At 74.2% G+C, this 25,623-nt stretch carries 16 protein-coding genes and 1 riboswitch; of the genes, 6 read left to right on the top strand and 10 right to left on the bottom strand.

Annotated features, from left to right (window positions below; translation table 11 throughout):
- The first annotated feature begins 26 nt into the window (after nucleotides 1–26).
- Nucleotides 27–533 carry a protein phosphatase gene (locus tag ACIGG8_RS34630; RefSeq protein ID WP_396552597.1) on the top strand — a complete coding sequence of 169 codons (507 nt, stop codon included), beginning with the start codon at nucleotides 27–29 and terminating at the stop codon, nucleotides 531–533.
- Between the two features lie 43 nt (nucleotides 534–576).
- Here ACIGG8_RS34630 and ACIGG8_RS34625 read toward each other — a convergent pair whose 3' ends face one another.
- Both ACIGG8_RS34625 and ACIGG8_RS34620 read right to left on the bottom strand, forming a co-directional pair.
- Nucleotides 577–2,106, bottom strand: coding sequence for a UDP-N-acetylglucosamine 1-carboxyvinyltransferase (locus ACIGG8_RS34625; protein ID WP_350524200.1), 1,530 nt, complete (start codon nucleotides 2,104–2,106; stop codon nucleotides 577–579).
- A 146-nt stretch (nucleotides 2,107–2,252) separates the two neighbouring features.
- Nucleotides 2,253–3,416: a cobalt-precorrin-5B (C(1))-methyltransferase gene (locus tag ACIGG8_RS34620; RefSeq protein ID WP_396552596.1), complete on the bottom strand. Its 1,164-nt coding sequence runs from the start codon at nucleotides 3,414–3,416 to the stop codon at nucleotides 2,253–2,255.
- 426 nt (nucleotides 3,417–3,842) lie between these two features.
- Between ACIGG8_RS34620 and ACIGG8_RS34615 the strand changes: the two genes are divergently transcribed.
- Complete coding sequence (locus tag ACIGG8_RS34615; protein ID WP_396552595.1) at nucleotides 3,843–5,582, top strand: TIGR03767 family metallophosphoesterase; 1,740 nt, start codon at nucleotides 3,843–3,845, stop codon at nucleotides 5,580–5,582.
- Nucleotides 5,583–5,675: 93 nt separating this feature from the next.
- On the opposite strand, the gene ACIGG8_RS34610 is transcribed toward ACIGG8_RS34615, so the two are convergent.
- The 3 genes from ACIGG8_RS34610 to ACIGG8_RS34600 are packed head-to-tail and all read right to left on the bottom strand — an operon-like array spanning nucleotide 5,676 to nucleotide 9,123.
- On the bottom strand, nucleotides 5,676–7,214 hold the full coding sequence (locus ACIGG8_RS34610) for a precorrin-2 C(20)-methyltransferase (protein WP_396552594.1): 1,539 nt from the start codon (nucleotides 7,212–7,214) through the stop codon (nucleotides 5,676–5,678).
- Nucleotides 7,211–7,837 carry a precorrin-8X methylmutase gene (locus tag ACIGG8_RS34605; protein WP_350524196.1) on the bottom strand — a complete coding sequence of 209 codons (627 nt, stop codon included), beginning with the start codon at nucleotides 7,835–7,837 and terminating at the stop codon, nucleotides 7,211–7,213. Before ACIGG8_RS34605 ends, ACIGG8_RS34610 begins: the two co-directional genes overlap by 4 nt.
- A complete protein-coding gene (locus ACIGG8_RS34600; protein WP_396552593.1) occupies nucleotides 7,834–9,123 on the bottom strand; it encodes a hypothetical protein in 1,290 nt (429 codons plus the stop codon). The genes ACIGG8_RS34605 and ACIGG8_RS34600 overlap by 4 nt, the downstream gene beginning before the upstream one ends.
- Nucleotides 9,124–9,350: 227 nt before the next feature.
- Nucleotides 9,351–9,436: riboswitch (cobalamin riboswitch) on the top strand.
- 178 nt (nucleotides 9,437–9,614) lie between these two features.
- On the opposite strand from ACIGG8_RS34600, the gene cobN reads away from it, so the two are divergent.
- Both cobN and lnt read left to right on the top strand, forming a co-directional pair.
- Nucleotides 9,615–13,241, top strand: coding sequence for a cobaltochelatase subunit CobN (cobN, locus tag ACIGG8_RS34595; RefSeq protein WP_396552592.1), 3,627 nt, complete (start codon nucleotides 9,615–9,617; stop codon nucleotides 13,239–13,241).
- A 184-nt stretch (nucleotides 13,242–13,425) separates the two neighbouring features.
- Nucleotides 13,426–15,042, top strand: a complete 1,617-nt coding sequence (gene lnt / locus ACIGG8_RS34590; RefSeq protein ID WP_396552591.1) for an apolipoprotein N-acyltransferase — start codon at nucleotides 13,426–13,428, stop codon at nucleotides 15,040–15,042.
- Here lnt and ACIGG8_RS34585 read toward each other — a convergent pair.
- The 3 genes from ACIGG8_RS34585 to gdhA all read right to left on the bottom strand — a co-directional run bounded on the left by ACIGG8_RS34585 (nucleotide 15,018) and on the right by gdhA (nucleotide 18,425).
- Nucleotides 15,018–15,782 carry a VOC family protein gene (locus ACIGG8_RS34585; protein ID WP_396552590.1) on the bottom strand — a complete coding sequence of 255 codons (765 nt, stop codon included), beginning with the start codon at nucleotides 15,780–15,782 and terminating at the stop codon, nucleotides 15,018–15,020. The genes lnt and ACIGG8_RS34585 overlap by 25 nt on opposite strands.
- Nucleotides 15,783–15,991: 209 nt before the next feature.
- Nucleotides 15,992–16,867: a GyrI-like domain-containing protein gene (locus tag ACIGG8_RS34580; protein ID WP_396552589.1), complete on the bottom strand. Its 876-nt coding sequence runs from the start codon at nucleotides 16,865–16,867 to the stop codon at nucleotides 15,992–15,994.
- 118 nt (nucleotides 16,868–16,985) lie between these two features.
- A complete protein-coding gene (gdhA, locus tag ACIGG8_RS34575) occupies nucleotides 16,986–18,425 on the bottom strand; it encodes an NADP-specific glutamate dehydrogenase (RefSeq protein ID WP_350526273.1) in 1,440 nt (479 codons plus the stop codon).
- A gap of 303 nt (nucleotides 18,426–18,728) precedes the next feature.
- On the opposite strand from gdhA, the gene ribA reads away from it, so the two are divergent.
- Nucleotides 18,729–19,358, top strand: a complete 630-nt coding sequence (gene ribA / locus ACIGG8_RS34570) for a GTP cyclohydrolase II (RefSeq protein ID WP_396552588.1) — start codon at nucleotides 18,729–18,731, stop codon at nucleotides 19,356–19,358.
- Between the two features lie 84 nt (nucleotides 19,359–19,442).
- Here ribA and ACIGG8_RS34565 read toward each other — a convergent pair whose 3' ends face one another.
- Nucleotides 19,443–20,507 carry a GNAT family N-acetyltransferase gene (locus ACIGG8_RS34565; RefSeq protein ID WP_396552587.1) on the bottom strand — a complete coding sequence of 355 codons (1,065 nt, stop codon included), beginning with the start codon at nucleotides 20,505–20,507 and terminating at the stop codon, nucleotides 19,443–19,445.
- A gap of 229 nt (nucleotides 20,508–20,736) precedes the next feature.
- Between ACIGG8_RS34565 and ACIGG8_RS34560 the strand changes: the two genes are divergently transcribed.
- Nucleotides 20,737–22,056 (top strand): lipopolysaccharide biosynthesis protein, encoded by a 1,320-nt coding sequence (locus tag ACIGG8_RS34560; protein WP_396552586.1) that lies wholly within the window; start codon nucleotides 20,737–20,739, stop codon nucleotides 22,054–22,056.
- Between the two features lie 102 nt (nucleotides 22,057–22,158).
- Here ACIGG8_RS34560 and ACIGG8_RS34555 read toward each other — a convergent pair whose 3' ends face one another.
- Nucleotides 22,159–25,431, bottom strand: coding sequence for a hypothetical protein (locus ACIGG8_RS34555; RefSeq protein ID WP_396552585.1), 3,273 nt, complete (start codon nucleotides 25,429–25,431; stop codon nucleotides 22,159–22,161).
- Between the last annotated feature and the right edge of the window lie 192 nt (nucleotides 25,432–25,623).

Here is a 25,623-nt window from a genome sequence, read left to right as displayed (position 1 = left end):
GACGGGTCGGCCGGGAGGGAGCACCGGTGCGGACCCGCCAGAAGGAACGCGGCACCCCCGGACCGTCGGACCGGTGGAACGAGATCGTCCCCGGGCTCTGGATGGGCGGGCACTACTTCACCCCACCCGGCGGCGAGCTGGAACCCGCCGTCGTCCGGCACGAGTTCGACCTGGTGGTCAGCCTGTTCACGCTGCCCGGCCACGGCCCGGCACCGGGGGTGGAGCACGTCGTCCGGGAGGTGCCGGACGATCCGCTCTCCCCCGGCCAACTGCTGGCGGTGCAGGAGGCGGCGGAGCTCACGACGGCGGCCGTCCGCCGGGGCCGCCGGACGCTGGTGCGCTGCCACTCGGGCTACAACCGCTCGGGCCTGGTGGTGACGCAGGCACTGGTCGGGCTCGGCCGGGACACCGGTGAGGCGGTCCGGCTGGTGCGGGAGCGGCGTTCGCCCTGGGCACTGAACAACCCGGTGTTCACGGAGTACCTGAACACCGGGTTGGACGTGGCGATCCTGCTGACCGGGCTCAACGCGTGAGGCCGGCCGGCAGGATGGCGGTGATGACGTCGATGACTGTGCGTCAGATGTCGCGGAAGGTCTCGATCCGGGCGCCGATCGAGTTGAGGCGCTCGGCCAGGTCCTCGTAACCGCGGTTGATGACGTACACGTTGCGCAGGACGGAGGTGCCCTGGGCGGCGAGCATCGCGAGGAGGATGACGACGGCCGGGCGCAGCGCGGGCGGGCACATCATCTCGGCGGCGCGCCAGCGGGTGGGGCCCTGGACCAGCACGCGGTGCGGGTCGAGGAGCTTGACGTCCGCGCCGAGGCGGGTCAGCTCGGTGAGGTAGATCGCGCGGTTGTCGTAGACCCAGTCGTGGATCATCGTGGTGCCGTGGGCGGCCGCGGCGATGGCGGCGAAGAACGGCACGTTGTCGATGTTGATGCCGGGGAACGGCATCGGGTGGATGGTGTCGATCGGCGCGGTCAGCTTGGAGGGGCGCACCGTGAGGTCGACCAGACGGGTGTGGCCGTTGTGGGCCCGGTACTCGGGGGTGCGGTCGTAGTCGAGGCCCATGCCTTCGAGCACCGCGAGCTCGATCTCCAGGAACTCGATCGGCACCCGGCGGATCGTCAGTTCGGAGGAGGTGACGACGGCGGCGGCGAGCAGGCTCATCGCCTCCACCGGGTCCTCAGCCGGGGTGTAGTCGACGTCGCGGGTGATCTGCGGGACGCCGTGCACGGTGAGGGTGGTGGTGCCGATGCCCTCGATCCTGACGCCCAGCTCCTCCAGGAAGAAGCAGAGGTCCTGGACCATGTAGTTGGGCGAGGCGTTGCGGATGACGCTCACGCCGTCGTGGCGCGCGGCGGCCAGCAGGGCGTTCTCGGTGACGGTGTCCCCGCGCTCGGTCAGCACGATCGGGCGGTCCATCGGCACGCCCGGCTGGACCGAGGCGTGGTAGGCGCCGCCGGTGGTGGCGACCTCCAGGCCGAAGCGGCGCAGCGCGGTCAGGTGCGGCTGGACGGTGCGGGTGCCGAGGTCGCAGCCGCCCGCGTACGGGATCTCGAAGTGCTCGGCGCGGTGCATCAGCGGGCCGAGGAACATCAGCACGCTGCGGGTGCGGCGGGCGGCCTCGACGTCCATCGCGGCGAGGTCCAGCTCGGCGGGCGGGGTGAGTTCGAGGTCGCGGCCGTCGTTGATCCAGCGGCTCTTGACGCCGATGCTGGTGAGCACTTCGAGGATGCGGTAGACCTCCTCGATCCGGGCGACGCTGCGGATCGTGGTGCGACCGGTGGTCAGCAGCGAGGCGCAGAGGATCGCGACGCAGGCGTTCTTGCTGCTGCGGACGTCGATCGCGCCGGAGAGCCGGGTGCCGCCGGCGACCCGCAGGTGCATCGGGCCGGAGTAGCCGAGGGAGACGATCTCGCTGTCGAGGGCTTCGCCGATGCGAGCGATCATCTCAAGGCTGACGTTCTGCTTGCCCTGTTCGATGCGGTTGACCGCGCTCTGGCTGGTGCCGAGTGCCTCTCCGAGCTGCGCCTGGGACCAGCCACGGTGCTGACGCGCGGTGCGGATGAGGGTGCCGATACGGGTGAGATAGTCGCCTGTCACTCGCCAGACCATATCTCATGGTTGAGATGGCAACGGAAACCAAGGGCGGCATGGCGCTCCTTTTGTCCGTTTCTCTCCTTGTATGGCCGTCAGATCTTCACATCACCACGCGGCGTTGTCACGCTCCCATGACAGTCGTGACGATGTCACGGGCCCAGCGGCTCCGCCCGGCCGACGACGGTTCCGGCGCGGTCGATGCAGATGACGTCCACCGCGACGGGCGAGCCCAGCAGCACGCCGAGCGCCGTCGCCCGCGCCGCCTCGGCGACCAGGTCCCCGAGCGGAACCCCGGCCGCACGGCACAGCTGCACCGCCTCCAGACCGGTGTTGGCGGCCGCCACCGCCGCGGCCAGCGCCTCGTCCGCCCCACCGCGCCGCGCCAGTTCGGCCAGGTACCCCTTGTCCACCTGGGAGCGCGCCGAGTGCAGGTCGAGGTGGCCGGCCGCGAGCTTGGACAGCTTGGCGAAGCCGCCCGCGATGGTCAGCCGGGGCACCGGGTGGCGCTTCAGGTACTTGAGCACGGCACCGGCGAAGTCGCCCATGTCGAGCAGCGCGTCCTCGGGCAGCCCGTGCACCGCGACCGCGACCTTCTCCGAGGTCGAGCCGGTGCAGCCGGCCACGTGCGTGCGCCCCGCCGCCCGGGCCACGTCCACGCCGCGGCGGATGGAGTCGATCCAGGCCGAACAGGAGTAGGGGACGACGATCCCGGTGGTCCCGAGGATCGACAGGCCCCCGAGGATGCCGAGCCGCGGGTTCCAGGTCGAGCGGGCGATCTCCTCGCCGTGGTCGACGGAGATCTCGACCACCACGTCCCCGGTGCCGCCGAACTCGGCGGCCACCTCGGCGACGGCGTCCCGGATCATCTGCCGGGGCACCGGGTTGATCGCCGGCTCGCCGACGGGCAGCGGCAGGCCGGCCTTGGTGACCGTCCCCACCCCGGGACCGGCCCGGAACACCACCCCGGCGCCGGGCTCCCCGGCCCGGACGGTCGACCGGATCAGCGCGCCGTGCGTGACGTCGGGGTCGTCACCGGCGTCCTTGACCACCCCGGCCGTGGCGTGGGACCGCCCGTCCGTCCCCAGTTCCTCGGCGGCGAGGGCGAAGGAGGGCTGCTGGCCCTTGGGCAGGGTGACGGCCACGGGGTCGGGGAACTCGCCGGTGAGCAGCGCGGTGTACGCGGCCTTGGTGGCGGCGGTGGCGCAGGCACCCGTCGTCCAGCCGTGCCGCAGGCCGCTGCTCTTCAGCTGCCCGGCCCGGCCGCCCGCCCCGGCCCCCGCCTGGGCTCCGCCATCGGCTCCCGCTGCGGCCACCTGCGCCTCGCTTCCGACGGCGCCCCGCGCCGTCCCGTCTTCCCGGGCGGCCACCTCGGCCGCCGCCGCCGATTTTCCCCCACTCGCCCGGGCGGGGCCCGACCGGGGTGACCGGCGGTGACCGACGGCGGGCGGTGGCGGGCGGTGGCCGGCGGCGGGCTGTGGCGGGGCGGCGGCCCGTAGCGGGCGGAGCGCGAGCGGCAGGCGGAGCGCGAGTGGCGGCACGGGCCGCCGGGGCGCCGTGTGCGACTTGCGGAGGAGTCCTTCCGATCCGTTCCCGAAGAGTTCTCTGCACGGGTCTCGTCCCGCGGCCTACCAGTGAGTAATCTGGCCGTCCGCCAGATGCGGGTTCATGACACGTCGGTCCGGTGCACGGGTTGTCCGCCCTGCCGGGCCATCACTATGTGGGGGTTTTCTGTGGCAGGGATGAGTCGGCGTACGTTCCTCACCGGTACGTCGGTGGCCGCAGCATGGTCGGCCTTGTCGCTCGGCGGCGCACAGTTCGCCTCGGCCGCGGCACGCGACCAGGCGCTGGCGGCCACGGCCGCGCGGGCGGTCAGAGTCACCGGGACCACCCTGGAGCAGGTGGCCACGCCCGTCGGTACCGGCGGCTACAAGCGGCTGACGGCCGGTCCGGGCTGGCCGCTGGTGGTGCGCGGCGACCTGGCGGCGGCGGGCTCCGGTCGGGACGACCGCCGCACCGGCCTCGCCAGCTTCGTCCAGTTCAGCGACCTGCACCTGGTGGACACCGAGTCCCCGGTGCGCTTCGAGTACCTGGCCCGGTTCAACGGCAGCGCCTACCGGCCGCAGGAGGCCCTGAACGCCCGCGGTGTGTCGGCCCTCGTCGAGCGGGTCAACTCGCTCGCCGGCGGCCCCTACACCGGGATGCCGTTCAGCATGGTGATGGCCACCGGCGACAACACCGACAACCACGAACTGGCCGAGCTCGACTGGTACCTCAAGGTCATGGGCGGTGGCCGACTGGCCCAGAACACCGGCGACCCGAACCGCTACGAGGGCGTGCAGAACTCCGGCAACGCGGCCTACTGGAACCCCGAACTCGCCTACAGCGACGGCTACAAGGCCAAGGGCTTCCCGCAGGTGCCGGGCTTCCTCTCCGCCGCCGGGCGCCCCTTCGACGCGCCGGGCCTGCGCACGCCCTGGTACACGACGGTCGGCAACCACGACGACAGCATCGAGGGCACCCTGCCGGACCTCGGACTGCTCAACGACCTCTACACCGGTCAGTACAAGCTGGAGGGCTGCGACGACGCCACCGCCGCCCAGCTGATGGACTCGCTGCGCCGCGACCCGGCGGGTGCCGTGCTGCTGCTCGCCAAGCTGATCGCCAACGGCGAGGCGGTGCGCCGGATCACCCCCGACGAGCGCCGGAAGCCGTTCACGCTCAAGGAGTTCGCCAAGGCCCACCTGGACCCGGCCGCCACCGGCGCGGGCCCGTACGGGCACGGCTTCACCTCGGACATGGTGGGCAGCGGGAAGCTCTACTACACCTTCCGCATCTCGGAGAAGGTGGTCGGCATCAGCCTGGACACCACCAACCAGGCCGGGTTCGCCGACGGTTCGCTGGGCACCGCGCAACTGCGCTGGCTGGAGCAGCAGTTGAAGGCGCACAGCGGGCACTGGTACGACACCAACGGGAACCGGGTGACGGGCGGCAGCACGGACGACCTGATCCTGGTCTTCAGCCACCACACCAGCACCAGCATGGGCAACCTGCTGCCGGACCCGCGGAACATCTTCGAGAAGCGGCACGACGGCAACGAGCTGGTGGCGCTGCTGCAGCGCTACCCGAACGTGGTCGGGTGGGTGAACGGGCACACCCACATGAACAAGATCACGCCGCACGGCCACGCGGTGCCGGAGCGGGCGTTCTGGGAGATCAACACCGCCTCGCACATCGACTACCCGCAGCACGGCCGGATCATCGAGGTCGTGGACAACGGGGACGCCACGATCTCGCTGTTCACCACGCTGATCGAGTCCTCCGCGCCGTACGGCACGGACTTCGGCAGCACCTCGGACGCCAACCTCGCGGCGCTCTACCGCGAGCTGTCGTACAACGACCCGAACGGGCGGGTGACGTCGCTGCTGGGCTCGGGCGAGGACCACAACACGGAGCTGCTGCTCGCCAAGCCGACCCGCTGACGGCTGACGGCTGACGGCTGACGGCTGACGGAAAACGGATGACAGCTGACAGATGATGAAATCTGTCAGCTGTCATCCGTCAGTCGATCGCCGTCACTCCGCCGCGGGGCCCTCGGCCTCCGGGTACCGCCGGGGCGTCCAGACGACCTCCACGCCGCCGCCGCGCTCGACCGCCCGGGTCTGCGAGGAGCCGATCAGCAGGATCGTCCGCATGTCGACCAGCGCCGGGTCCAGCTCGCCGAGCCGGACGATCCGCACCCGCTCGGTCGGCCCGCCGACGTCGCGGGCCATCACCACCGGCGTCTCCGGCGCCCGGTACTCCAGCAGCAGGTCCCGGGCGAGGCCGACCTGGGTCGTGCGGGACTGCGAGCCCGGGTTGTACAGCGCGAGCACCAGGTCCGCCTCGGCGGCGGCGCGCAGCCGCTTGGCCACCACGTCCCAGGGCTTGAGCCGGTCCGAGAGCGACACCGTCGCGTAGTCGTGCCCGAGCGGGGCGCCGGCCCGGGAGGCGGCCGCGTGGGCGGCGGTCATCCCCGGCAGGACCCGCACCGGTACGTCCCGGTAGGCCTCCTCGCAGGCGACCTCCAGCACGGCGGTGGCCATCGCGAACACGCCCGGGTCGCCCGAGGAGACCACCGCGACCCGGTGCCCGCGCCGCGCGAGGTCCAGCGCGTACTCGGCGCGCTCCGACTCGACCTTGTTGTCCGAGCCGTGCCGGAGCTGCCCCGGGCGCTCCGGCACCCGGGCCAGGTAGGTGGTGTAGCCGACCAGGTCGGTGGCCTCGGCCAGCGCGCCGCGCGCCTCGGGGGTGAGCCAGAGCGGTCCGGCCGGCCCGGTGCCGACGACGGTCACGCTGCCGGTGCCCTCCGACAGCCGGACCTCGGGCTCCAGCGGCGCGACCTTGCTCGGCAGCACCGCGACCGAGAAGTACGGCACCGTCTCCTCGTCGACCTCCGCGAGCGGCGCGATGCGCTCCCCCGCCATGAAGGCCCGCTCGACGTACTGGGCGTCCGCCAGCCGCCCCGCCCGCTCCAGGGCCCGGCGGACGGTCGGGAAGGTGCGCCCCAGCTTCATGATCACGGCGGAGTCGGCCGACGCGATCCGCGCCGTCAGCTCCTCCTCGGGCAGCGTGCCCGGGATGACGGTGAGCGTCTCCTCGGCCTCGGTCAGCGGCTGTCCGAGCCGGGCCGCCGCGGCGCTGACCGAGGTCACGCCGGGCACGACCTCGGTCGGGTAGCGGTACGCGAGCCGCTTGTGCATGTGCTGGTAGGAGCCGTAGAAGAGCGGGTCGCCCTCGGCGAGGACGACGACGTCGCGGCCGGCGTCCAGGTGGGCGGCCAGCCGGGCGGCGGCCTCCTCGTAGAAGTCGTCGAGCGCGCCCCGGTAGCCGCCGGGGTGGTCGGTGGTCTCGACGGTGAGCGGGTAGACCAGCTTCTCCTCGATCTGACCACCAGTCAGATAGCGCTCGGCGATCGAGCGCGCGATGGACCGGCCGTGGCGGGCGCTGTGGTACGCCACCACGTCGGCCTTGCCGATGAGTTCGGCGGCGCGGACGGTCACCAGCGACGGGTCGCCCGGGCCGAGCCCGACACCGTACAGCCTTCCGACCGAGGCGTTCTGATGCTCCGTCACTCTTCCTCGCTCGCAATCGCGTTGACGGCGGCGGCGGCGATCGCGCTGCCACCGCGCCGGCCGCGCACCACCATGTGCTCAAGGCCGGAGGGGTGCTCGGCCAGGGCCTGCTTGGACTCGGCGGCACCGATGAAGCCGACCGGGACGCCGATCACCGCAGCCGGGCGCGGCGCGCCCGCCTCGATCATCTCCAGCAGCCGGAACAGCGAGGTCGGCGCGTTGCCGACGGCGACCACCGCACCCTCCAGCCGGGGCAGCCACAGCTCCATGGCCGCGGCGCTCCGGGTGTTGCCCATCTTCCGGGCGAGCTCGGGCACCGACGGGTCGGTGAGGGTGCAGATCACCTCGTTGTCGGCGGGCAGCCGCTTGCGGGTCACCCCGCTCGCGACCATGTTGACGTCGCAGAGGATCGGCGCACCAGCGTGCAGCGCGGCGCGCGCGGAGGCGACCACGCCGGGCGAGTACACCAGGTCCTCGACCAGGTCGACCATCCCGCAGGCGTGGATCATCCGCACCGCGACCTGGGAGACGTCCGCCGGGAGGGCGGCCAGATCGGCCTCCGCGCGGATGGTGGCAAAGGACTGGCGGTAGATGGACGCGCCGTCCTTCTCGTACTCGATCACTTCGTGGTCCTCCTGGCCTCGGCGACCGCCTCGGCCATCTCCTCGTTCGTCACCTCGGCGGCCGTGGGGGCAGCCGCCGGTCCGTTCACCGTCACCCGGTAGCCGTGCCCCGTGGCGAGCACGTCCACCCACCGCCCGGCCGGGTGGCCGCAGCGCCGTTCACAGCCCGACCAGTGGACGGGCAGCGCGTCGTGGACCCCGTCACCGGCCGCGGACCGGGGGTCGGCGTCCAGCGCCCGGGCCGCGTCCGAGCGGACGTCGGCGAGCGACTTGGCGCACCCCGGCAGCCCGGTGCAGGCGGTGGCCCGCTCCCAGGGCGAGCCCGGCTCGGTACGGAAACCGGCCCCGGCGAGCGCGGGCAGCAGGTCGGCGGAGGCGCCGGGCAGGACCGCACCGCGCCAGGGCGTCAGCCGCAGCTCACCGGCCGAAGCCGTCGCGGCGGCGACCAGCGCCCGCCACTGAGCGGCGCTCGCCCGGCCGAAGCGCAGGCCCACCGAGAGCCCGCCGGGAAGCGCGCCCACGGCGGGCGCCGCACCGGCGAAGGCCGGCAGCGGCACCGAGCCGGCGGGCAGCAACTCGGGGACCTCGCGCAAGTGCCAGGCCTTGCGGCCGCTCGTCCGCAGCGCGTCCAGGAAGGAGCGGGCCGCGTCCAGCACGGCCGTCACCTCCTGCCCGGCCTCGACCGGGCGCCCGTGGCCCGCGCGCCCGAGGCGCAGCAGGGCGGGCCGGTCGCGGTCCGCGGTGGCGGCCCCCGAGCCTGCGATCAATGTCACATCGGCGTCGAGCGCCGCGACGTCACCCCGCCCGTCGTCCAGCGCGAACAGGAACTTGCCGGAGAGCCCGGCCGCCCAGTCGCTCGCGCACAGCCGCGCGTCCAGTTCCCGTACCCAGGCCCGGACATCGGCCGAGTCCGTGCCGTCCAGCCCCGCCAGCGGCGAGGCGACGATGTTGCGGACCCGCTCGTGGGTGTCCGAGGGCAGCAGGCCGACGGCGCGCAGCCGCTCCGCGAGGTCCGCCGCGCAGTGCGGCGCCAGGCCGCGCAGCTGGACGTTGCCGCGCGAGGTGGTCTCCAACTCCCCGTCGCCCAGGGCCTCGGCGGCCTCGGCCAGGGCGAGCGCCTGACGGTCCGTCAGCAGGCCTCCGGGCAGGCGGATCCGGGCCAGGGCGCCGTCGTCGGCCTGGTGCAGTCGCAGCGCTCCGGGGCAGGCGTCCCCGCGCCCCCGGTCGGGCACCTCCCGGTCGGGCACGGCGGCGCCCGGCGCGGTGGCGTCGGGTGTCGGTGGCATGGCGGCGAGCATACAGATGATCCGATCGCTTGCCTCCGTCCGCTGCATCACACTCCGGCGCACCCGCCGCGTACGCCGGGCGGCCGGTCCGCACGACGGACAGCCGTGCGCCGGGCGGTCCGGAGCCCGCGACCGAAAGCTCACTCTCCCCCAGGTCAGCCGTACCCCGTACGATGCAGGGCGGACGGTCCGGCGGACCGTCCGCACACGCCAGCGACGGCGCAGGGGAGGAAACCGGTGCAAGCCCGGTGCGGTCCCGCCACTGTGACCGCGGTTCACCGGGAAACCGGCCGACCGCGGGAGCCAGGAACTCCTGCCGTCCTCCACCGGCCCGGGGCGCGGACCCCGAGGAAGGCAGAAATGCACCAGCGCTGTCGCATGCCCGCACACGCGTCCACGGCCGTCCCCACGGCCACTCCGGCTCACTTCACGGCCATCCCGGCCCATTTCACGGCCGTCCCGGCCACCGACGAGGCCGGGAGGGCCTTCGCATGATCCTGCTGCTGTCGACGTCCGACACCGACCTGCTCAGCGCCCGTGCCTCCGAGGGGCCGGTGCGCTACCGGCTCGGCAACCCGGCCCGGCTGACCCCCGAGGACCTGCCCGCGCTGCTGGTGGGCACCGACCTCGTCGTGGTCCGCCTGCTCGGCGGACGCCGCGCCTGGCAGGAGGGCCTGGACGCACTGCTGGCCGGCCCCCGCCCGGTCGTGGTGCTGACCGGTGAGCAGGCCCCCGACGCCCAGCTGATGGAGCTGTCCACCGTCCCGGCCGGCATCGCCGCCGAGGCGCACGCCTACCTCGCCCACGGCGGCGCGGCCAACCTGGCCGAGCTGGCCTCGTTCCTCTCCGACACCGTGCTGCTGACCGGCCACGGCTTCGCCCCGCCCGCCTCCGCCCCGGCCTGGGGCCCGCTGGAGCGCGAAGCCCGTACCGGCGAGGGCCCGACGGTCGCGGTGCTCTACTACCGCGCCCACCACATGAGCGGCAACACCGCCTTCGTCGAGACGCTCTGCCGGGCGATCGAGGACCAGGGCGCCCGCGCCCGGGCCTACTACTGCGCCTCGCTGCGCGGCGCCGAGCCCGAGCTGCTGGCCGCGCTCGGCGAGGCCGACGCGATCGTCACCACCGTGCTCGCCGCCGGCGGCACCCGCCCGGCCGACGCACAGGCCGGCGGCGACGAGGAGGCCTGGGACGCCGGCGCGCTCGCCGCCCTGGACCGCCCGATCCTGCAGGCGCTCTGCCTGACCTGGTCGCGCGCCCAGTGGGAGGCCAGCGACGACGGCCTGTCCCCGCTGGACACCGCCACCCAGATCGCCGTGCCGGAGTTCGACGGCCGCCTGATCAGCGTCCCGTTCTCCTTCAAGGAGCTGGACGAGGACGGCCTGACGGTCTACGCCGCCGACCCGGAGCGCGCCGCCCGCGTCGCCGGCACCGCCGTCAGCCACGCCCGGCTGCGGTACGTCCCGGCCGCCGAGCGCCGCCTCGCGCTGGTGCTGTCCGCGTACCCGACCAAGCACGCCCGGGTCGGCAACGCCGTCGGCCTGGACACCCCGGCCAGCGCCGTCCGCCTGCTGGAGCGGCTGCGCGAGGAGGGCATGGACCTCGGGCACGACCTGCCCGGCTTCGACGGCACCGAGGACGAGGGGCACGAGGGCGACGCGATCATCCACGCCCTGATCGCGGCCGGCGGCTACGACCAGGACTGGCTCACCGAGGACCAACTGGCCCGCAACCCGGTGCGCATCCCCGCCGCCGACTACCGCCGCTGGTACGCCACCCTCCCGCAGGCCCTGCGCGAGCAGGTCGAGGAGCACTGGGGCCCGGCCCCCGGCGAGCTGTACGTAGACCGCTCGCAGAACCCGGACGGCGACATCGTGCTGGCCGCGATCCGCTCCGGGAACCTGCTGGTCCTGATCCAGCCGCCGCGCGGCTTCGGCGAGAACCCGGTCGCCATCTACCACGACCCCGACCTGCCGCCGAGCCACCACTACCTGGCCGCCTACCGCTGGATCGAGGCCGCGCAGGAGGACGGCGGCTTCGGCGCCCACGCCGTGATCCACCTCGGCAAGCACGGCAACCTGGAGTGGCTGCCCGGCAAGACCGCCGCGCTGTCCGCCGAGTGCGGCCCGGACGCCGTCCTCGGCAACCTCCCGCTGGTCTACCCCTTCCTGGTCAACGACCCGGGCGAGGGCACCCAGGCCAAGCGCCGCGCCCACGCCACCCTGGTCGACCACCTCGTCCCGCCGATGGCCCGCGCCGACTCCTACGGCGACATCGCGCGCCTGGAGCAGCTGCTGGACGAGCACTCCAACATCGCCGCGATGGACCCGGCCAAGCTGCCCGCCATCCGCGCCCAGATCTGGACCCTCATCCAGGCGGCCAAGCTCGACCACGACCTCGGCCTGGACGAGCGCCCCGAGGACGACGGCTTCGACGACTTCCTGCTGCACGTCGACGGCTGGCTCTGCGAGGTCAAGGACGCCCAGATCCGCGACGGCCTGCACGTCCTCGGCCAGGCGCCGTCCGGCACCGACCGCGTCAACATCGTGCTCGCCATCCTGCGCGCCCGGCAGATCTGGGGCGGCGTCAGCGCCCTGCCCGGCCTGCGCGAGGCGCTCGGCCTGGACGAGGCGGCGCTGACGCTCGGCGCCACCGACGCGGCCGAGGCCAGGGCCCGCGCCCTGGTCGAGGCCATGGAGGCGCAGGACTGGGCGCCCGAGGCGGTCGAGAAGGTCACCGCCGAGCTGCCGGAGACCGTTCGGGAGGCCGTCCACGAGGTGCTGACCTTCGCCGCCACCCAGGTGGTGCCGCGCCTGGCCGCCACCACCGACGAGCTGGACGCCGTGCTGCACGCGCTGCAGGGCGGCTTCGTCCCGGCCGGCCCGTCCGGCTCGCCGCTGCGCGGCCTGGTCAACGTGCTGCCGACGGGCCGCAACTTCTACTCCGTCGACCCCAAGGCCGTCCCCAGCAAGCTCGCCTGGGAGACCGGCCAGGCGCTCGCCTCCTCGCTGGTCGAGCGGTACACCGCCGACAACGACGGCGCGTACCCGCCCTCGGTCGGGCTCTCGCTGTGGGGCACCAGCGCGATGCGCACCGCCGGCGACGACATCGCCGAGGCCTTCGCCCTGCTCGGCGTCCGCCCGGTCTGGGACGACGCCTCCCGCCGGGTCACCGGCCTGGAGCCGATCCCGCTGGAGGAGCTGGGCCGCCCGCGCATCGACGTGACGCTGCGCATCTCCGGGTTCTTCCGCGACGCCTTCCCGCACGTGGTCGCCCTGCTGGACGACGCGGTGCGCCTGGCCGCCGCCCAGGAGGAGGCCGACTCGGACAACTTCGTCCGGGCCCACGTCCAGGCCGACCTGGCGGTGCACGGCGACGAGCGAAAGGCCACCGTCCGCGTCTTCGGCTCCCGCCCGGGCACGTACGGGGCCGGCCTGCTCCAGCTGATCGACAGCCGCGACTGGCGCACCGACGCCGACCTCGCCGAGGTGTACACGGTGTGGGGCGGCTACGCGTACGGGCGCGGGCTGGACGGGCGGCCGGCCCGCGAGGAGATGGAGACCGCGTACAAGCGGATCACCGTCGCCGCGAAGAACACCGACACCCGCGAGCACGACATCGCCGACTCGGACGACTACTTCCAGTACCACGGCGGCATGGTGGCCACCGTCCGCGCCCTCACCGGCAAGGCGCCGACCGCGTACATCGGCGACTCCACCCGCCCGGAGACGGTCCGCACCCGGACGCTGACCGAGGAGGCCGCCCGCGTCTTCCGCGCCCGCGTGGTCAACCCGCGCTGGATCGAGGCGATGCGCCGGCACGGCTACAAGGGCGCCTTCGAGATGGCCGCGACGGTCGACTACCTGTTCGGCTACGACGCCACCACGGGCGTGGTCGCGGACTGGATGTACGAGAAGCTGACCCAGGAGTACGTGCTCGACCCGGTCAACCGGGAGTTCCTCGCGGGCGCCAACCCGTGGGCGCTGCACGGGATCAGCGAGCGCCTGCTGGAGGCGGCGAGCCGCGGGCTGTGGGAGCAGCCGGACCCGGAGCTGATCGCGCAGCTGCAGGCCGCGTTCCTGGAGACCGAGGGGGACCTGGAGGGCGACGAGGGCTGAGGCCTCCCAGGGCGGTCTCCCGGACGTTCCCCGGCCTCCCGGTCTCGCGGACGGTCCCCGGCCTCCCGGGCGGTCCCGCGGCCGTCCGGGAGGCCGGGCAGCAGCTCGCTGACGGTGTTCCCGTCGTCCATTCGGGTGATGGGAACACTGGTGGCGCACGCCGTCCGAGCGGACAATACGGGGCATGCCGCGCCGCACCGGTCCCACCAGCCCAGACCTGAGCACGACCCCCGCCGACGAAGCCCGGGAAGCGGAGGAACACGAGCCGCCCGCGCCACACCGCTACCGGGCGCGGCTCGGAGCGCTCGCGGCCGGGGCGGTACCGGTGCTCGCGTTCCCGGCGCCGGGGCAGGCCTGGCTGGCGTGGATCGCGCTCGTCCCCGGGCTGCTGCTGATGCAGCGGGCTCCCGGGGGCCGGGAGGCGGCGGTGCGCGGCTGGTGGTTCGGAGCGGGGTTCATCCTGACCGCGATGTACTGGCTGGTGCCGTCGATCGGGCCCGGACTCCCGGTGCTCGCGGTGCTGTTCGGGGCGCTGCAGGGCGCCGTCGGGTACACCGTGCACCGGCTGCTGCACCCGCCGCTGACCGCCCGTCGGGCCCTGCTCGCGCTGGTGGTCGTCCCGGCGGTCTGGGTGTCCGCCGAGTACGGGCGGTCCTGGCCGGCGCTGGGCGGGCCGTGGGCCCTGCTCGGCGCCACCCAGTGGCAGCACCCGGCGATCCTCGGGCTGGCCTCGGCGGGCGGGATCTGGCTGGTCAGCGCGGCGGTGGCGGCGGTGAACACCGGGGTGCTGATCGCGCTCACCGCGGTGCACTGGCGACCGCGGGCCGTCGCGGCCTCGGCGGCGGTGCTGGTGGTGGCCTCCGGTCCGCTGCTGTTCGCGCTGCGCGAGGCGCCCGCCGGGGCCGGGGCCGTCACGGTCGCGCTCGTCCAGCCCGGCGTCGTGGAGGACCCGCAGGCCCGGTTCGACGCGAGCGCGCGGGCCACCGCCGCGCTGGTCGGACAGCCGCTGGACCTGGTGGTGTGGGGTGAGAGCAGCACCACGGCCGACCTGGACCACGACCCGGCCGCGCTGGACACGCTGCGCGGCCTCGCCGCGACCACCGGCGCCCGGGTCATCGCCGGGGAGGACGCGCGCAAGGCGGACGGGCGGATCTCCAAGGACGCGGTGCTGGTCTCCCCGGCCGGTGTGGTGGACCGCTACCGCAAGATCCGGCTGGTGCCGTTCGGCGAGTACATCCCGCTGCGGCCGGTGCTCGGCTGGATCGCCGGGGTCAGCCGGGCGGCGGGCGAGAACCGGGCGCCCGGCACCGCCTTCCACCTGCTGCCGGCCACCGACCGGACGGGCGCTCCGCTGCCGGTCGGGGCGCTGATCTGCTTCGAGTCCGCCTTCCCCGACATGGCCCGCACCGCCGCGCGGGACGGCGCCCGGGTGCTCGTCTACCAGTCCTCGACCTCGACCTTCCAGCAGACCTGGGCGCCCGAGCAGCACGTCTCGCTGGCGGCGATCCGGGCGGCGGAAACCGGGCGGCCGGCCGTCCAGGCCTCGCTGACCGGGGTCTCGGCGGCCTTCGACGCGCAGGGCCGGGAACTGGCCCGGCTCGGCACCGACGGCACCGGCGCGCTGACCGTCCGGCTGCCGCTCACCGAGCCGGCCACGGTGACCTGGTACGACCGCGTCGGCGACGTGGTGCCGGCCGGGGCGCTGCTGATCACGGCGGGGGCGGCGGTGGTGACGGTGGCGGCGCGACGGCGCCCGCGCACGGAGCCGCGCCCGGCTCAGCCCTCCGCCGGGGGCCGGTAGACGCCGAAGGCGGCGCCCTGTGGGTCGCGCAGCACGGCGATCCGCCGGCCGCCCGGCATGGAGTAGGCGGGCATCAGCACGTCCCCGCCGAGGGCCACCGCCCGGTCGACGGTGTTGTCCACGTCGGCGACCGAGAAGTACGGCAGCCAGTGCGGCGGCACCTCCGGCGGGAAGGCGTCGCCCATCACCAGCATGCCGCCGAAGTCCTCACCGGCCAGGCCCCACTGGGTGTAGTGCTCGGAGGGGGCGACGGACCAGCCGAAGACCGCCGGGTAGAAGGCGACCGCGCCGTCCCGGTCCCGGGTGAGGAGCTCCACCCAGCCGAGCGAGCCGGGCTCGTTGAACACCCCGGCGCCCTTGAAGGAGCGGGCCTGCCAGAGCAGGAAGACCGCGTGGGAGCGGTCGGCGGCCACCGCGAAGCGGCCGCGGTCGAGGACGTCGGCGGGCGTCTTGAGGAGGGTGCCGCCGGCGCTCTCGATCCTGGCCGCGGTGGCGTCGGCGTCGGCCACGGCGAAGCAGATCGACCAGGCCGTCGGCTGCTGCGGCGCGTAGCGCGGGGTGATCGCGGCGACCGGGGTGTCCTTGAGGAGCATCTGGACGTAGTCGCCGTCCTCGGGCCGTTCGCCGTCGTCCTCCCGCCAGCCGAACAGCTCGCGGTAGAAGGCCCGGGCGGCGGTGGGGTCGGAGGTGCCCAGCTCGACCCAGCAGGGGCCGTCGGTGGTCACGGAGGTCTGCTTCATGGCGTCGGTTCTCCAGCTCGTTCTCGGCCCCCGGCCCTCCCCGCCCAGGATGCGGGGCAGGAGGCCCGGAGGCGGGCGCTGGTGGGCCGAACGGGGCGGGGCGGGAGACGGGACGACAGGAGACGGGAAACAGAAGACAGCTGACAGCTGACAGATTTCGAAATCTGTCAGCTGTCAGCTGCTATCTGTCAGCTGCTATCTGTCAGTCGTCAGCCCCGCGGAGCCCGCGCCACCGGGATCCAGAGCTCGGCGTCGGCGTTGCCCGTCCCGGGGACGAAACGGGTCTTCAGGATCTCCGGGCCCGGCCGGGCCTCGTACGGGTTGGACGGGAACCACTGGGCGGCCACGTCCCCCCACATCTCCTGCAGCGCCTGCGGGAACGGCCCGGTGTTGGTGAACACGGCCCAGGTGCCGGCCGGCACCTCCAGGACGTCCATGTCCTCCGGGGCCTCGGCGTCCTCGGCCGCCACCACCGCGTGCCAGTAGTCGAGTTCGGAACCCTCCTCGCGGTTCGGGGAGAAGTCGTCGCTCACCGACACGATGCCGACCGGGTCCTTGCCGCTCAGGGCCGTGATCCGCTCGACGGTCTCCTTGCCGAGCCCCTTGATGAACTCGGCGATGTGCGGGTTGACCCCCAGGTAGATCAGGGGCACCCGGGCCTTCCTGCCGACGATCCGGAAGTCCGGCTTCTCGACGATCCGGTATTCCATGCTGCTGCTTCCTTCCACGACGAGTCGGAAGGACATCCGGGGCTGGGAGGTGAGCACCGCACCGTCGCGCCGGGCCTCCCCCGGCCCGACCCCGTGCATCGCCCGGAACGCCCGGGCGAACGCCTCCCCCGAGGTGTATCCGTACCGGACCGCGATGTCGAGCAACGTCCGCTCGCCGCCGAGGACTTCGGCCCCCGCGACGGTCAGTCGCCGACGCCGCACGTACTCCGACAGCGGCATCCCGGCGAGCATCGAGAACAGCCGCCGGAAGTGGTACTCCGACGTCATCGCGATCCTCGCCAGCTCGGCCGCGTCGACCTCGCCGTCCAGGTGCCGTTCGATGTGCTCCATCGCCCGGTTCAGGTGCTCCAGCACTCCGACCCCGTCCTTCCTTGTGATCACCACCGTAGGAAGGACCCACCCTGCCGCACCCGACGATCGGTGCCCGCTCCGGTCGGGTACCGATCGCCGGGTCGGCGGCGGGAGGCGCAGGTCAGACCAGACCCTGGGCCAGCATCGCGTCCGCGACCAGTTCGAAGCCCGCGATGTTGGCGCCCACCACGTAGTCCCCGGGCCGGCCGTAGCGCTCGGCGGTGGTGAAGCAGGAGTCGTGGATGTGCTTCATGATCCCGGCCAGCCGCTCCTCGGTGTGCCGGAAGGTCCAGGAATCGCGCGACGCGTTCTGCTGCATCTCCAGCGCGCTGGTCGCGACGCCGCCCGCGTTCGCCGCCTTGCCCGGGCCGAACGCCACCCCGGCCTCCTGGAACACCCGGACCGCCTCCGGGGTGGTGGGCATGTTGGCGCCCTCGGCGACGGCGAGCACACCGTTGCGGACCAGGGCGAGCGCGTCGGCCTCGGTCAGTTCGTTCTGGGTGGCGCAGGGCAGCGCGACCTCGCAGGGCACGCTCCACACCCCCGGCCCCTCGACGAACCGCACGTGGCTGCCGCGCAGTTCGGCGTACTCGGAGACCCGGCCGCGCCGGACCTCCTTGACCTCCTTGAGCAGGCCGAGGTCGATGCCCTTGTCGTCCACCACGTAGCCGGAGGAGTCGGAGGCGGTCAGCACCGTGGCGCCGAGCTGCTGCGCCTTCTCGATCGCGTAGAGCGCGACGTTGCCCGAGCCGGACACGACCACCCGGCGCCCGTCCAGGCTCTCGCCGCGGCTGTGCAGCATCTCGGCGGTGAACAGCACGCAGCCGTAGCCGGTGGCCTCGGTCCTGACCTGCGCACCGCCCCAGCCGAGCCCCTTGCCGGTGAGCACGCCGGCCTCGTAGCGGTTGGTGATCCGCTTGTACTGGCCGAAGAGGTAGCCGATCTCGCGGCCGCCGACGCCGATGTCCCCGGCGGGCACGTCGGTGTGCTCGCCGAGGTGTCGGTGGAGCTCGGTCATGAAGGACTGACAGAACCTCATGATCTCGGCGTCCGAACGGCCCTTGGGGTCGAAGTCGGAGCCGCCCTTGCCGCCGCCGATCGACAGCCCGGTGAGCGCGTTCTTGAAGATCTGCTCGAAGCCGAGGAACTTGACGATGCCGAGGTTCACCGAGGGGTGGAAGCGCAACCCGCCCTTGTACGGGCCGAGGGCGCTGCTGAACTCCACCCGGAAGCCGCGGTTGACGTGGATGTCGCCGGAGTCGTCCGTCCACGGCACCCGGAACATCAACTGCCGCTCGGGCTCGCAGATCCGCTCGATGATCCGGGCGTCGAGGAGTTCGGGGCGGTGGGCGAGCACCGGGGCCAGGGTCTCCAGCACCTCGTGGACGGCCTGGTGGAACTCCGTCTCCCCCTTGTTGCGGCGGACCACGTCCGCGTAGAGGGCCTCGACCGCGCGCTGCTCGGCGTCGAAGCGGAGCCGGGTCGCGGTGTCGGTGGTGATGGCGGTGGCGGCGGTGGTACCGGTGGCGGTGGTACCGGTGGTGGAGTCGGGGCGGCTCATGGGCATCTGATCAGGACCTTCCGTCGTCGTCGGTGGTCGTGCGCGGGTGCGTTCCCGTGCCCAGGAAACGGGAGGAAGTCTCGCAGTGTCGACACCCCGGGCCGCCTCCCTTCCACATGTTGGAACACCGGACGGCGGCCGCGCGGGAACACGCGAGGCGGGCGGGGTGTTGTGCGCCTCCGCAGTCGTGCCCCGCACCTTCCGGGCAGTTGTTCAAATTGGAACAACCGAGTACGGTCGACATCCGATCCATCCCGGATCCCGACCGAACCCGGTCCGCCCCCGATCGACGAAGGCCCGCCCATGCCTCAACCCGGCCCCGCCACGGTGCGCTCGCGCGTGCGCATCCCGCTGACCTTCCCCGACGGCTACCGCGCCGAGGCGGAGGTCTTCACCTTCCACGGCCTCGCCGACGGCGCCGAGCACCTGGCGCTCGCCCTCGGCACGGTCCCCGAGGGCGGGACGCCGCTGGTCCGGCTGCACTCCGAGTGCCTGACCGGCGACGTCTTCGGCTCCGAGCGCTGCGACTGCGGGCCGCAGCTGCGCGAGTCGGTGGAGCGGATCAGCGAGGCCGGCGGGTACCTGCTCTACCTGCGCCAGGAGGGCCGGGGCATCGGGCTGTACAACAAGCTCGACGCGTACGCCCTGCAGGACTCCGGGTTGGACACGTACGACGCCAACACCGCGCTCGGCCTGCCCGAGGACGGCCGGGACTACACCGCCGCCGCCCAGATGCTCGCCGCGCTCGGCGCCACCGGCATCGACCTGCTGAGCAACAACCCGGACAAGGCCGCGCAGTTGGCCGGCCTCGACATCTCCGTGCGGCACCGGGTGCCGACGGGCGTGCACCTCTCGCCCAGCAACGTGCGGTACCTGACGGCGAAGGTTGAGCGGACGGGGCACTCGATCGAGCTCTCCCGGCTGGTCGGCTGAGCCGGCCCGGCCGGCCCGCGGTCGCACCCGCCGGACGCCGTCAGGCCCGTCGGCCCCCGTCAGGCCGTCAGGCCCGTCGCAGGGTCAGGCGTCCCGGAACCCGATGACCCGTTTGACCGCCCCGCGCAGCCGCCGGTCCAGCGCCGTCAGCGGCAGCCGCTCGCGGTAGTACGCCGGGAACGCCGCCGGCCGCGCGCCGAAGCTCTGCTTGAAGTGGGCCAGCGAGGACTCGGGCCTGGCATCACCCATGTCGTAGAGGCGGCTCCCGGCCGCGCACGCGTCCTCGATCGCCAGCCGGTGCAACAGGTGGTTGGCGTGGACCGGATGCGCCAGGCTCCGGTCCATGGCCCCGCGCCAGTACTTGGTGTGGGTGCCGTGCCGCAGCACGACGATCGCGGCGGCCGGCTGCCCGCCGCACCTGGCCAGCCAGATCGCGCAGGAGGAGCCGAACCGCTCCGCGACCGCCTCCAGGAGCCGCGGCGGTTCCTCCCGCCGCCGGCGCCACCGGGCCAGGGCGAGCGGCTCGTTCTGCTGCTCGGCCCAGCGGACGACCGACTCCTCGTAGAGGCGCCGGAACTGCGGCACCAGCCGCCCGCTCCGGTCCACCTCCACCTCGACGTCCTCCCGTTCGGCCCGCCGTACGCCCCGGCGCACCTGCTGGTGGAAGCGGTGGGACCAGACCTCCTCCCACCCGCCGTCGAGGTCGAGCAGGTAGGTCGTGCGGTCGACCGCCGCGAAGGCCCCCGGCACGACCTCGTTCCAGACCGCTGCGGAGCCGGGGCCGAACCGCACCGCCACCCGCAGGGCGGGCCGGTCCGCGAGGTCGGCGAGGACGAGCCGGGCCTCCCGCGCGTCCGGTGCGCCGTCCGGCACGACGGCGCCGCCGACACCCCACCCGGGCCAGGACTCCTCGGTCAGCAGCCGCATCGGCCGGCGGCGGTGCCGGACCAGCGGCACGAGGATCCGCCGACCGTCGACGAACCGGTACATCCGGCTCGCGTCCTCCCACGGCCAGGCCTCGCACAGGCAGTCCAGCCAGGTCGGCGTCTGCGTCACCAGCGCGTCGGCGTCGCGCGCGATCAGCTCCCACCACACCTCGCGCGGCGCCGGACTGGTCACCTCGACACCGGCGGGAAGCGTCCTGGGCATGGCGCGCCGACTCCTCTCCGGCCGATCCGGCGGGGGCCGGTTCCCGTCCGGCCGATCCGGCGGACCCCGGTTCCCAGGCTAGGTTCGCCCGCGGGCACCCGCCCGTCCGGCGGGGGCTCGCCGTGGCCGGGCAGCGAGCGGGGGTCGGGTCATAAAATGGGCACGCCGGCCCGTACCGGCTGCGGGCCGCGTCCGGACCGGGGTGGGCCGACGACGGGAGCTGCTGGTGGTGAGCAACGGAGCCGGCCCGTCCGCCGCCGTCCTCCGGTCGGTGCGGACCCGGGGCAGGGCTCTCCTCGGCTCCGCCAAGGGCTACGACCCGCTGCTGCGCAACGCGCACGTGCTGACCCTCAGTTCGCTCCTGACCTCCTTCTTCGGCGCCCTCTACTGGGCGCTGTCCGCCCACTGGTACAGCCCGGCCACCGTCGGCCGGAACGTCGCCGCCGTCTCCGCGATGATGTTCCTCGGCGGGATCGGCCAACTGAACCTCGCCAACGCCATGGTGCGTTTCGTGCCCTCCGCCGGGAAGCGCACCGGGCGGCTGGTGGGACTGGCCTACCTCACGGCCGCGGCGGTCACCCTGGTGTTCGCCGCAGGGTTGGTGCTGCTGATCCCCGTGGTCTCACCGGGGCTCGGTTTCCTGCACACCTGGGGCCTGGGCCTGGCCTTCGTCGTGGCCACCGCCGGCTACGCCATCTTCAACCTGCAGGACGGCGTCCTCACCGGCCTCCGACGGCCGGACTGGGTGGCGCTGGAGAACGGGCTCTTCTCGGTCGAGAAGATCGGGCTGCTGGGCCTGTTCGCCGTCGTCGGCGCACAGAACGGGATCCTGCTCTCCTGGATGGTCGGGCTCGCGTTCGCCCTCCTGGTGACGAACACCTTCGTCTTCGGCCGCGCCGTACCCCGGCACGAACGCACCCCGCCCAAGGCCCGCGCGGACACCTCGGCCCCGACGTTCGGCTACATCGCCGCGGACTACCTGGGCGCGATGTGCTGGCTGGCGGCGGTGAACCTGCCCCCCGTGATGGTGCTCAACCGCCTCGGTGCCGCCGACAGCGCGTACTTCTCGCTGGCCTGGATGGTGCCGTTCGCGCTCTACTGCTTCAGCTCCAACATGGGCTACTCGCTGGTGGTGGAGTCCGCCCGGGACATCACCCGGCTCGACGACTACCGACGGGTGCTGCGGCACTCCGGCCGGGTGCTGGTGGCGGCGGTCGTGGTGCTGATCGCGGTCGCCCCGTGGGCGCTGCGCGTGTTCGGCCGCGAGTACGCCAACCACGGCACGGTCGTCCTGTGGCTGCTCGCCCTGTCCGCACTGCCGAACCTGCTCAACACCACCGTCGTGGCGCTCTCCCGGGCCCGGCGCCGGATGGGCGTGGTGGTGGGCGTGCTGGCGGCGCTCGCGGTCGTCGTGCTGGCGCTGACCGCGCTGCTGCTGCCGGTGCTGGGCATCACCGGCGCGGGCGCGGCGTGGCTGATCGGCCAGACCCTGGTGGCGGCCGTGCTGCTCTGGCGCCGCTCCTGGTGGCTGCCCACCCCGCCGCGGTGACGGGGCCGGGGAGCGGCCGCACCACACCCCGGACCCGGCTCCATCCCCGTACCGGGCCCCGTACGAGGCCCCGACCTCGTTCCCGTCCCCGTTCCGTGCCGCTCAGCGGCCGGCGCGCAGCACGGTGCGCTGGATGCCGAGGCACACCAGGGGAAGGGCGATCAGGACGGCCGCCCAGAAGGCGCTGTGGCCCCAGAGCCCGGCGATGCCGCGGTAGACCGGCCCGGCCACCGGGATGCGCAGCGCCTCCATCGGGCCGAGCGGCGGCGGCAGGGCGCCGAGCACCACCGTGCCGAGCAGCCAGAGGGCGAACAGCCGGCGCGCGGTGCGCGGCCCGGCCAGCGTGCCGGCGACCGACACGGCGGCCAGCAGCAGGGTGAAACCGGCCTGGTAGTCGGCGCCGACCTGGCCGGTGCCCCAGGACGCCGGGGTCGGGTGGTGCCCGGTCGCGGCCAGCCGTACCTCGACGGTGGCCCACAGCAGGACGACCAGGACGAAGGTGCTGCCGAGCACGAAGCGGGCGCGCTCCCGCGCACCGGCGCTGCCCGGGCTCCAGTCCCGCGCGGCGGGCGCGGCCCCGGTCCGGCCTGTCCCGGTCCGGCTCCCGCTCCCGCCTGTCGTGGTCCGGCCTGCCCCGGTCCGGCCTGCCCCCGGCCGGCCGGTCGCGGTCCGGCCGGTCGCGGTCCGGCCGGTCCCGCCGGCAGCCCCGCCGCCGCCCCTCGTACCGGCCCCGGCCCCGCCGCCGGCCGAGGCCCGCGCCAGGCGCCGCCACTGCTCGGCCGTCCGCCGCCGGGCCTCGGACGCCGCGATCGACAGCCGGGCGGCGCGCTCGGTCAGCACCACGGCCAGGACGACCCCGACGGCCGCCGCCACCCCGGCCCAACTGCCCATGCCGCCCTCGAACATCACCACCCGGTCGACGACGGCGGGCGGCGGCTTGAGCACCGTCATCGGCGGCCCGAGCCGCAGGTAGCCGATCGCCGCGGCCCCCGCCGCGGCCAGGGCCAGCGTCCCGCGGCCGACCCGGGCGGGGAACACCGCCAGGACGAGGGCGGCCGCCAGGGCCGCACCCAGCTGCGGCGCCACCGACCGGGCCGCCAGTTCGCCGGCCGTGCGCAGCCGGTGGCCGAACGGGCCGTTCGGCAGGATCGCGAGGCCGTTGCCGGCGTCGACGCTGGTCCGGGCGAGCGCGCCGGCCCAGAGCAGCAGCGCCAGGGCCGTGCACACCAGCAGGGCCGCGGCCGCCTGGCGCGGCACGGCGATCCGGGCGTTGCCCCACCAGACCCGGGCCCGGGGGACGAGGTGGGCCCACAGCCGCCGCGCGACCGGTTCCCGGCCGTCCGGCACCCGCCCGGGCGCCTCCTGCGTGCCGCCGGCCGCCCTGGCCCGCAGCGCCTCGGCGGCGACCAGGACCGCGCAGCCGGCCACCGTCCCGGGGTCGGCGCGCACCGCGCGGCGGCGCAGTGCGGACCAGCGGCGCCGCACCCCGTCCGCCGTCCCGCGGCCGGTCGGGGTCCTGGCCCAGGCGGCGAGCACGACGTCCACCACGACCGCCGCCACCACGGCGAGGACGGCCGACACCCGCGCGGGCAGCGGCAGCCGGTGCAGCGCGGTGGGCAGCGGGGACAGCCGGCCCAGCAGCCGGGCGTGCTCCTCGGGCTGGACGGTCAGCCAGACCGCCAGCCGGTAGGCATCGGCCCGTTCCTCGGCGCTCAGGCCGTCCCCGGTGCGCCGGCCGCCGCCGAGCTCCCGGGCGGCCCGGTCGGTGTCCGCGACGACCTGCGGCACCCGGGCGAGCGCGATCAGCCGCCCGCAGTGCTCGCCGTGGCACTCCGGGTGGTCGCAGTCGTAGCGGGCGGCGACGGTGGACACCGAGCCGGCGAGCAGGTCGTCGACGAAGGCGACGGTGTCCGGCCCGGCGGCGATCCGGGTGAGGCCGGCCGCGTCGACCGGGCGCTCGCGGTAGACCGGGGTGGCCGAGGGCGCGAACGCGGCGCCGAAGGCGAGGACGGCGAGTGCGGCCGCGTCGGCCCGCCGGGCGCCCCTGGCGCTGTCGACCGCCCGCAGGTACTGCAGGTCGAACAGGGTGTCCCTGACCTCGTCGCGCAGCCAGTCCAGCAGGTGCTGCGCGCCGCCGTCGACGAGCCACTCCGCCGCCTCCGCGGAACGGTTCAGCATGCTCCAGGCCAGCACGGACGGGGCGTGGTACGGCTCCCCCAGGAAGGTGACCGGCCGGTGGGTGTGGCCGCCCGCACCTCCCGCGGAAGCGCCCTGCGGGCGCACGACCGCCGGGCTGGCCCCCTCCAGCCAGCCGGTGACCTGCTGGGCCTTCCAGCGGTGGGCCGGGTTCCTGGTCAGCAGGCCCTGGAGCAGCATCAGCCGGCGCGGGTCGGTGACGCCCGAGAGGTCCGCCTCCTCCCCGAAGACCAGGTCGTACTGCAGCACCTCGTCGCTGACCAGCAGGCCCTCCGCGTCCAGGTAGTGCGGGCGGCCGGAGAACAGCTCGTACAGCACGTTGCCCAGGCCCCACCACGGCCCGGCCGGGTGGTTGGCCCCGGCGAGCTGCTCGGGGGCCATGTAGGCGATGGTCACCTGCATCTCGGGCGAGAAGCTGCGGCTGGCGGTGAGGCGGGCGACGCCGCCGAAGTCCGCGATCACGAACTCCCCGGGGCCGCCGCCGGGGCGCACCAGGATGTTGGAGGGCTTGAAGTCCACCGGGTTGCGCTCGATCCGCCGCTGCCAGAAGTCGAGCATGGCGACGAGTTCGCGGATGATCCGGTCGGTCTCCCGCGGATCGGTGTGCCGGCCCTTGTCGTGCAGGGCGGCGATGTGGTCGGCGAGGGTGACCGGCAGGTACTCCATGGCCACCCAGGCGCACTCCACGCCGGCGTGCTCGACCTGCCCGAAGTCGATGATCCCGGGAACGTGCCGCCGGTAGGCCGGGGTGCGCAGGTGCCGCAGCAGTTCGACGTCCATGGCCTGGCCCGCCCGGGCCACCTTGACCGCGGCGTCCCCGCCGCCGTCCGTGCGCCGGACGTGCCAGACGGTGCCCTCGGTGCCGGAGCCGGCGACCTCGTACGGCTCGTAGCGGTTCAGCAGGGCCGCGGGGAAGGCGCCGCCGAAGTGGCCGCCGCGGGCGGGCGCCGGCCGCCGCAGGACGGTCCGCGGGTCGGCGTCGCGGGGCGGGACGACCTTGGTCGGCGCCTCCGGGTGGGTACCGCGGGGCGGGACCACCCTGGTCGGCGCCTCCGGGTGGGTACCGCGGGGCGGAACGACCCTGGTCGGCGCCTCCGGGTGGGCGCGGAACCGCTTGAGCCGCGAGGGCGGGCCGGCTGCCGGGTCGTCCTCCGGGCGCCCCCAGGGCCTCCGGTCCACCCGTGTGCGCGGTCCCGATCCCGTCGGCGCCCCGTCGGCCATCCTGCAGCTCCCCTTCCAGCCGACATCTTGACGCGTCATCATCTCGCAGTCACCGGCCGGAGGTTGCCGACTTCGACCGGTTCCCGACCGGCCCGTGGCCAAGCTGTTACCCGCCCGGCGACCACGGGCCCTCCGCGCCCGGCACGGTCG

This window comes from Kitasatospora sp. NPDC085464, assembly GCF_044541955.1.
Taxonomy (GTDB): domain Bacteria; phylum Actinomycetota; class Actinomycetes; order Streptomycetales; family Streptomycetaceae; genus Kitasatospora.
This window is presented reverse-complemented; position numbering and strand designations above follow the sequence as displayed.

Excerpts from the sequence above, each read along its gene's own strand:
- ACIGG8_RS34615 (WP_396552595.1), top strand. The coding sequence starts at position 3,843 with ATGAGTCGGCGTACGTTCCTCACCGGTACGTCGGTGGCCGCAGCATGG.
- ACIGG8_RS34600 (WP_396552593.1), bottom strand. The coding sequence starts at position 9,123 with ATGCCACCGACACCCGACGCCACCGCGCCGGGCGCCGCCGTGCCCGAC.
- cobN (WP_396552592.1), top strand. The coding sequence starts at position 9,615 with ATGATCCTGCTGCTGTCGACGTCCGACACCGACCTGCTCAGCGCCCGT.
- lnt (WP_396552591.1), top strand. The coding sequence starts at position 13,426 with ATGCCGCGCCGCACCGGTCCCACCAGCCCAGACCTGAGCACGACCCCC.
- ACIGG8_RS34585 (WP_396552590.1), bottom strand. The coding sequence starts at position 15,782 with ATGAAGCAGACCTCCGTGACCACCGACGGCCCCTGCTGGGTCGAGCTG.
- gdhA (WP_350526273.1), bottom strand. The coding sequence starts at position 18,425 with ATGAGCCGCCCCGACTCCACCACCGGTACCACCGCCACCGGTACCACC.
- ribA (WP_396552588.1), top strand. The coding sequence starts at position 18,729 with ATGCCTCAACCCGGCCCCGCCACGGTGCGCTCGCGCGTGCGCATCCCG.
- ACIGG8_RS34565 (WP_396552587.1), bottom strand. The coding sequence starts at position 20,507 with ATGCCCAGGACGCTTCCCGCCGGTGTCGAGGTGACCAGTCCGGCGCCG.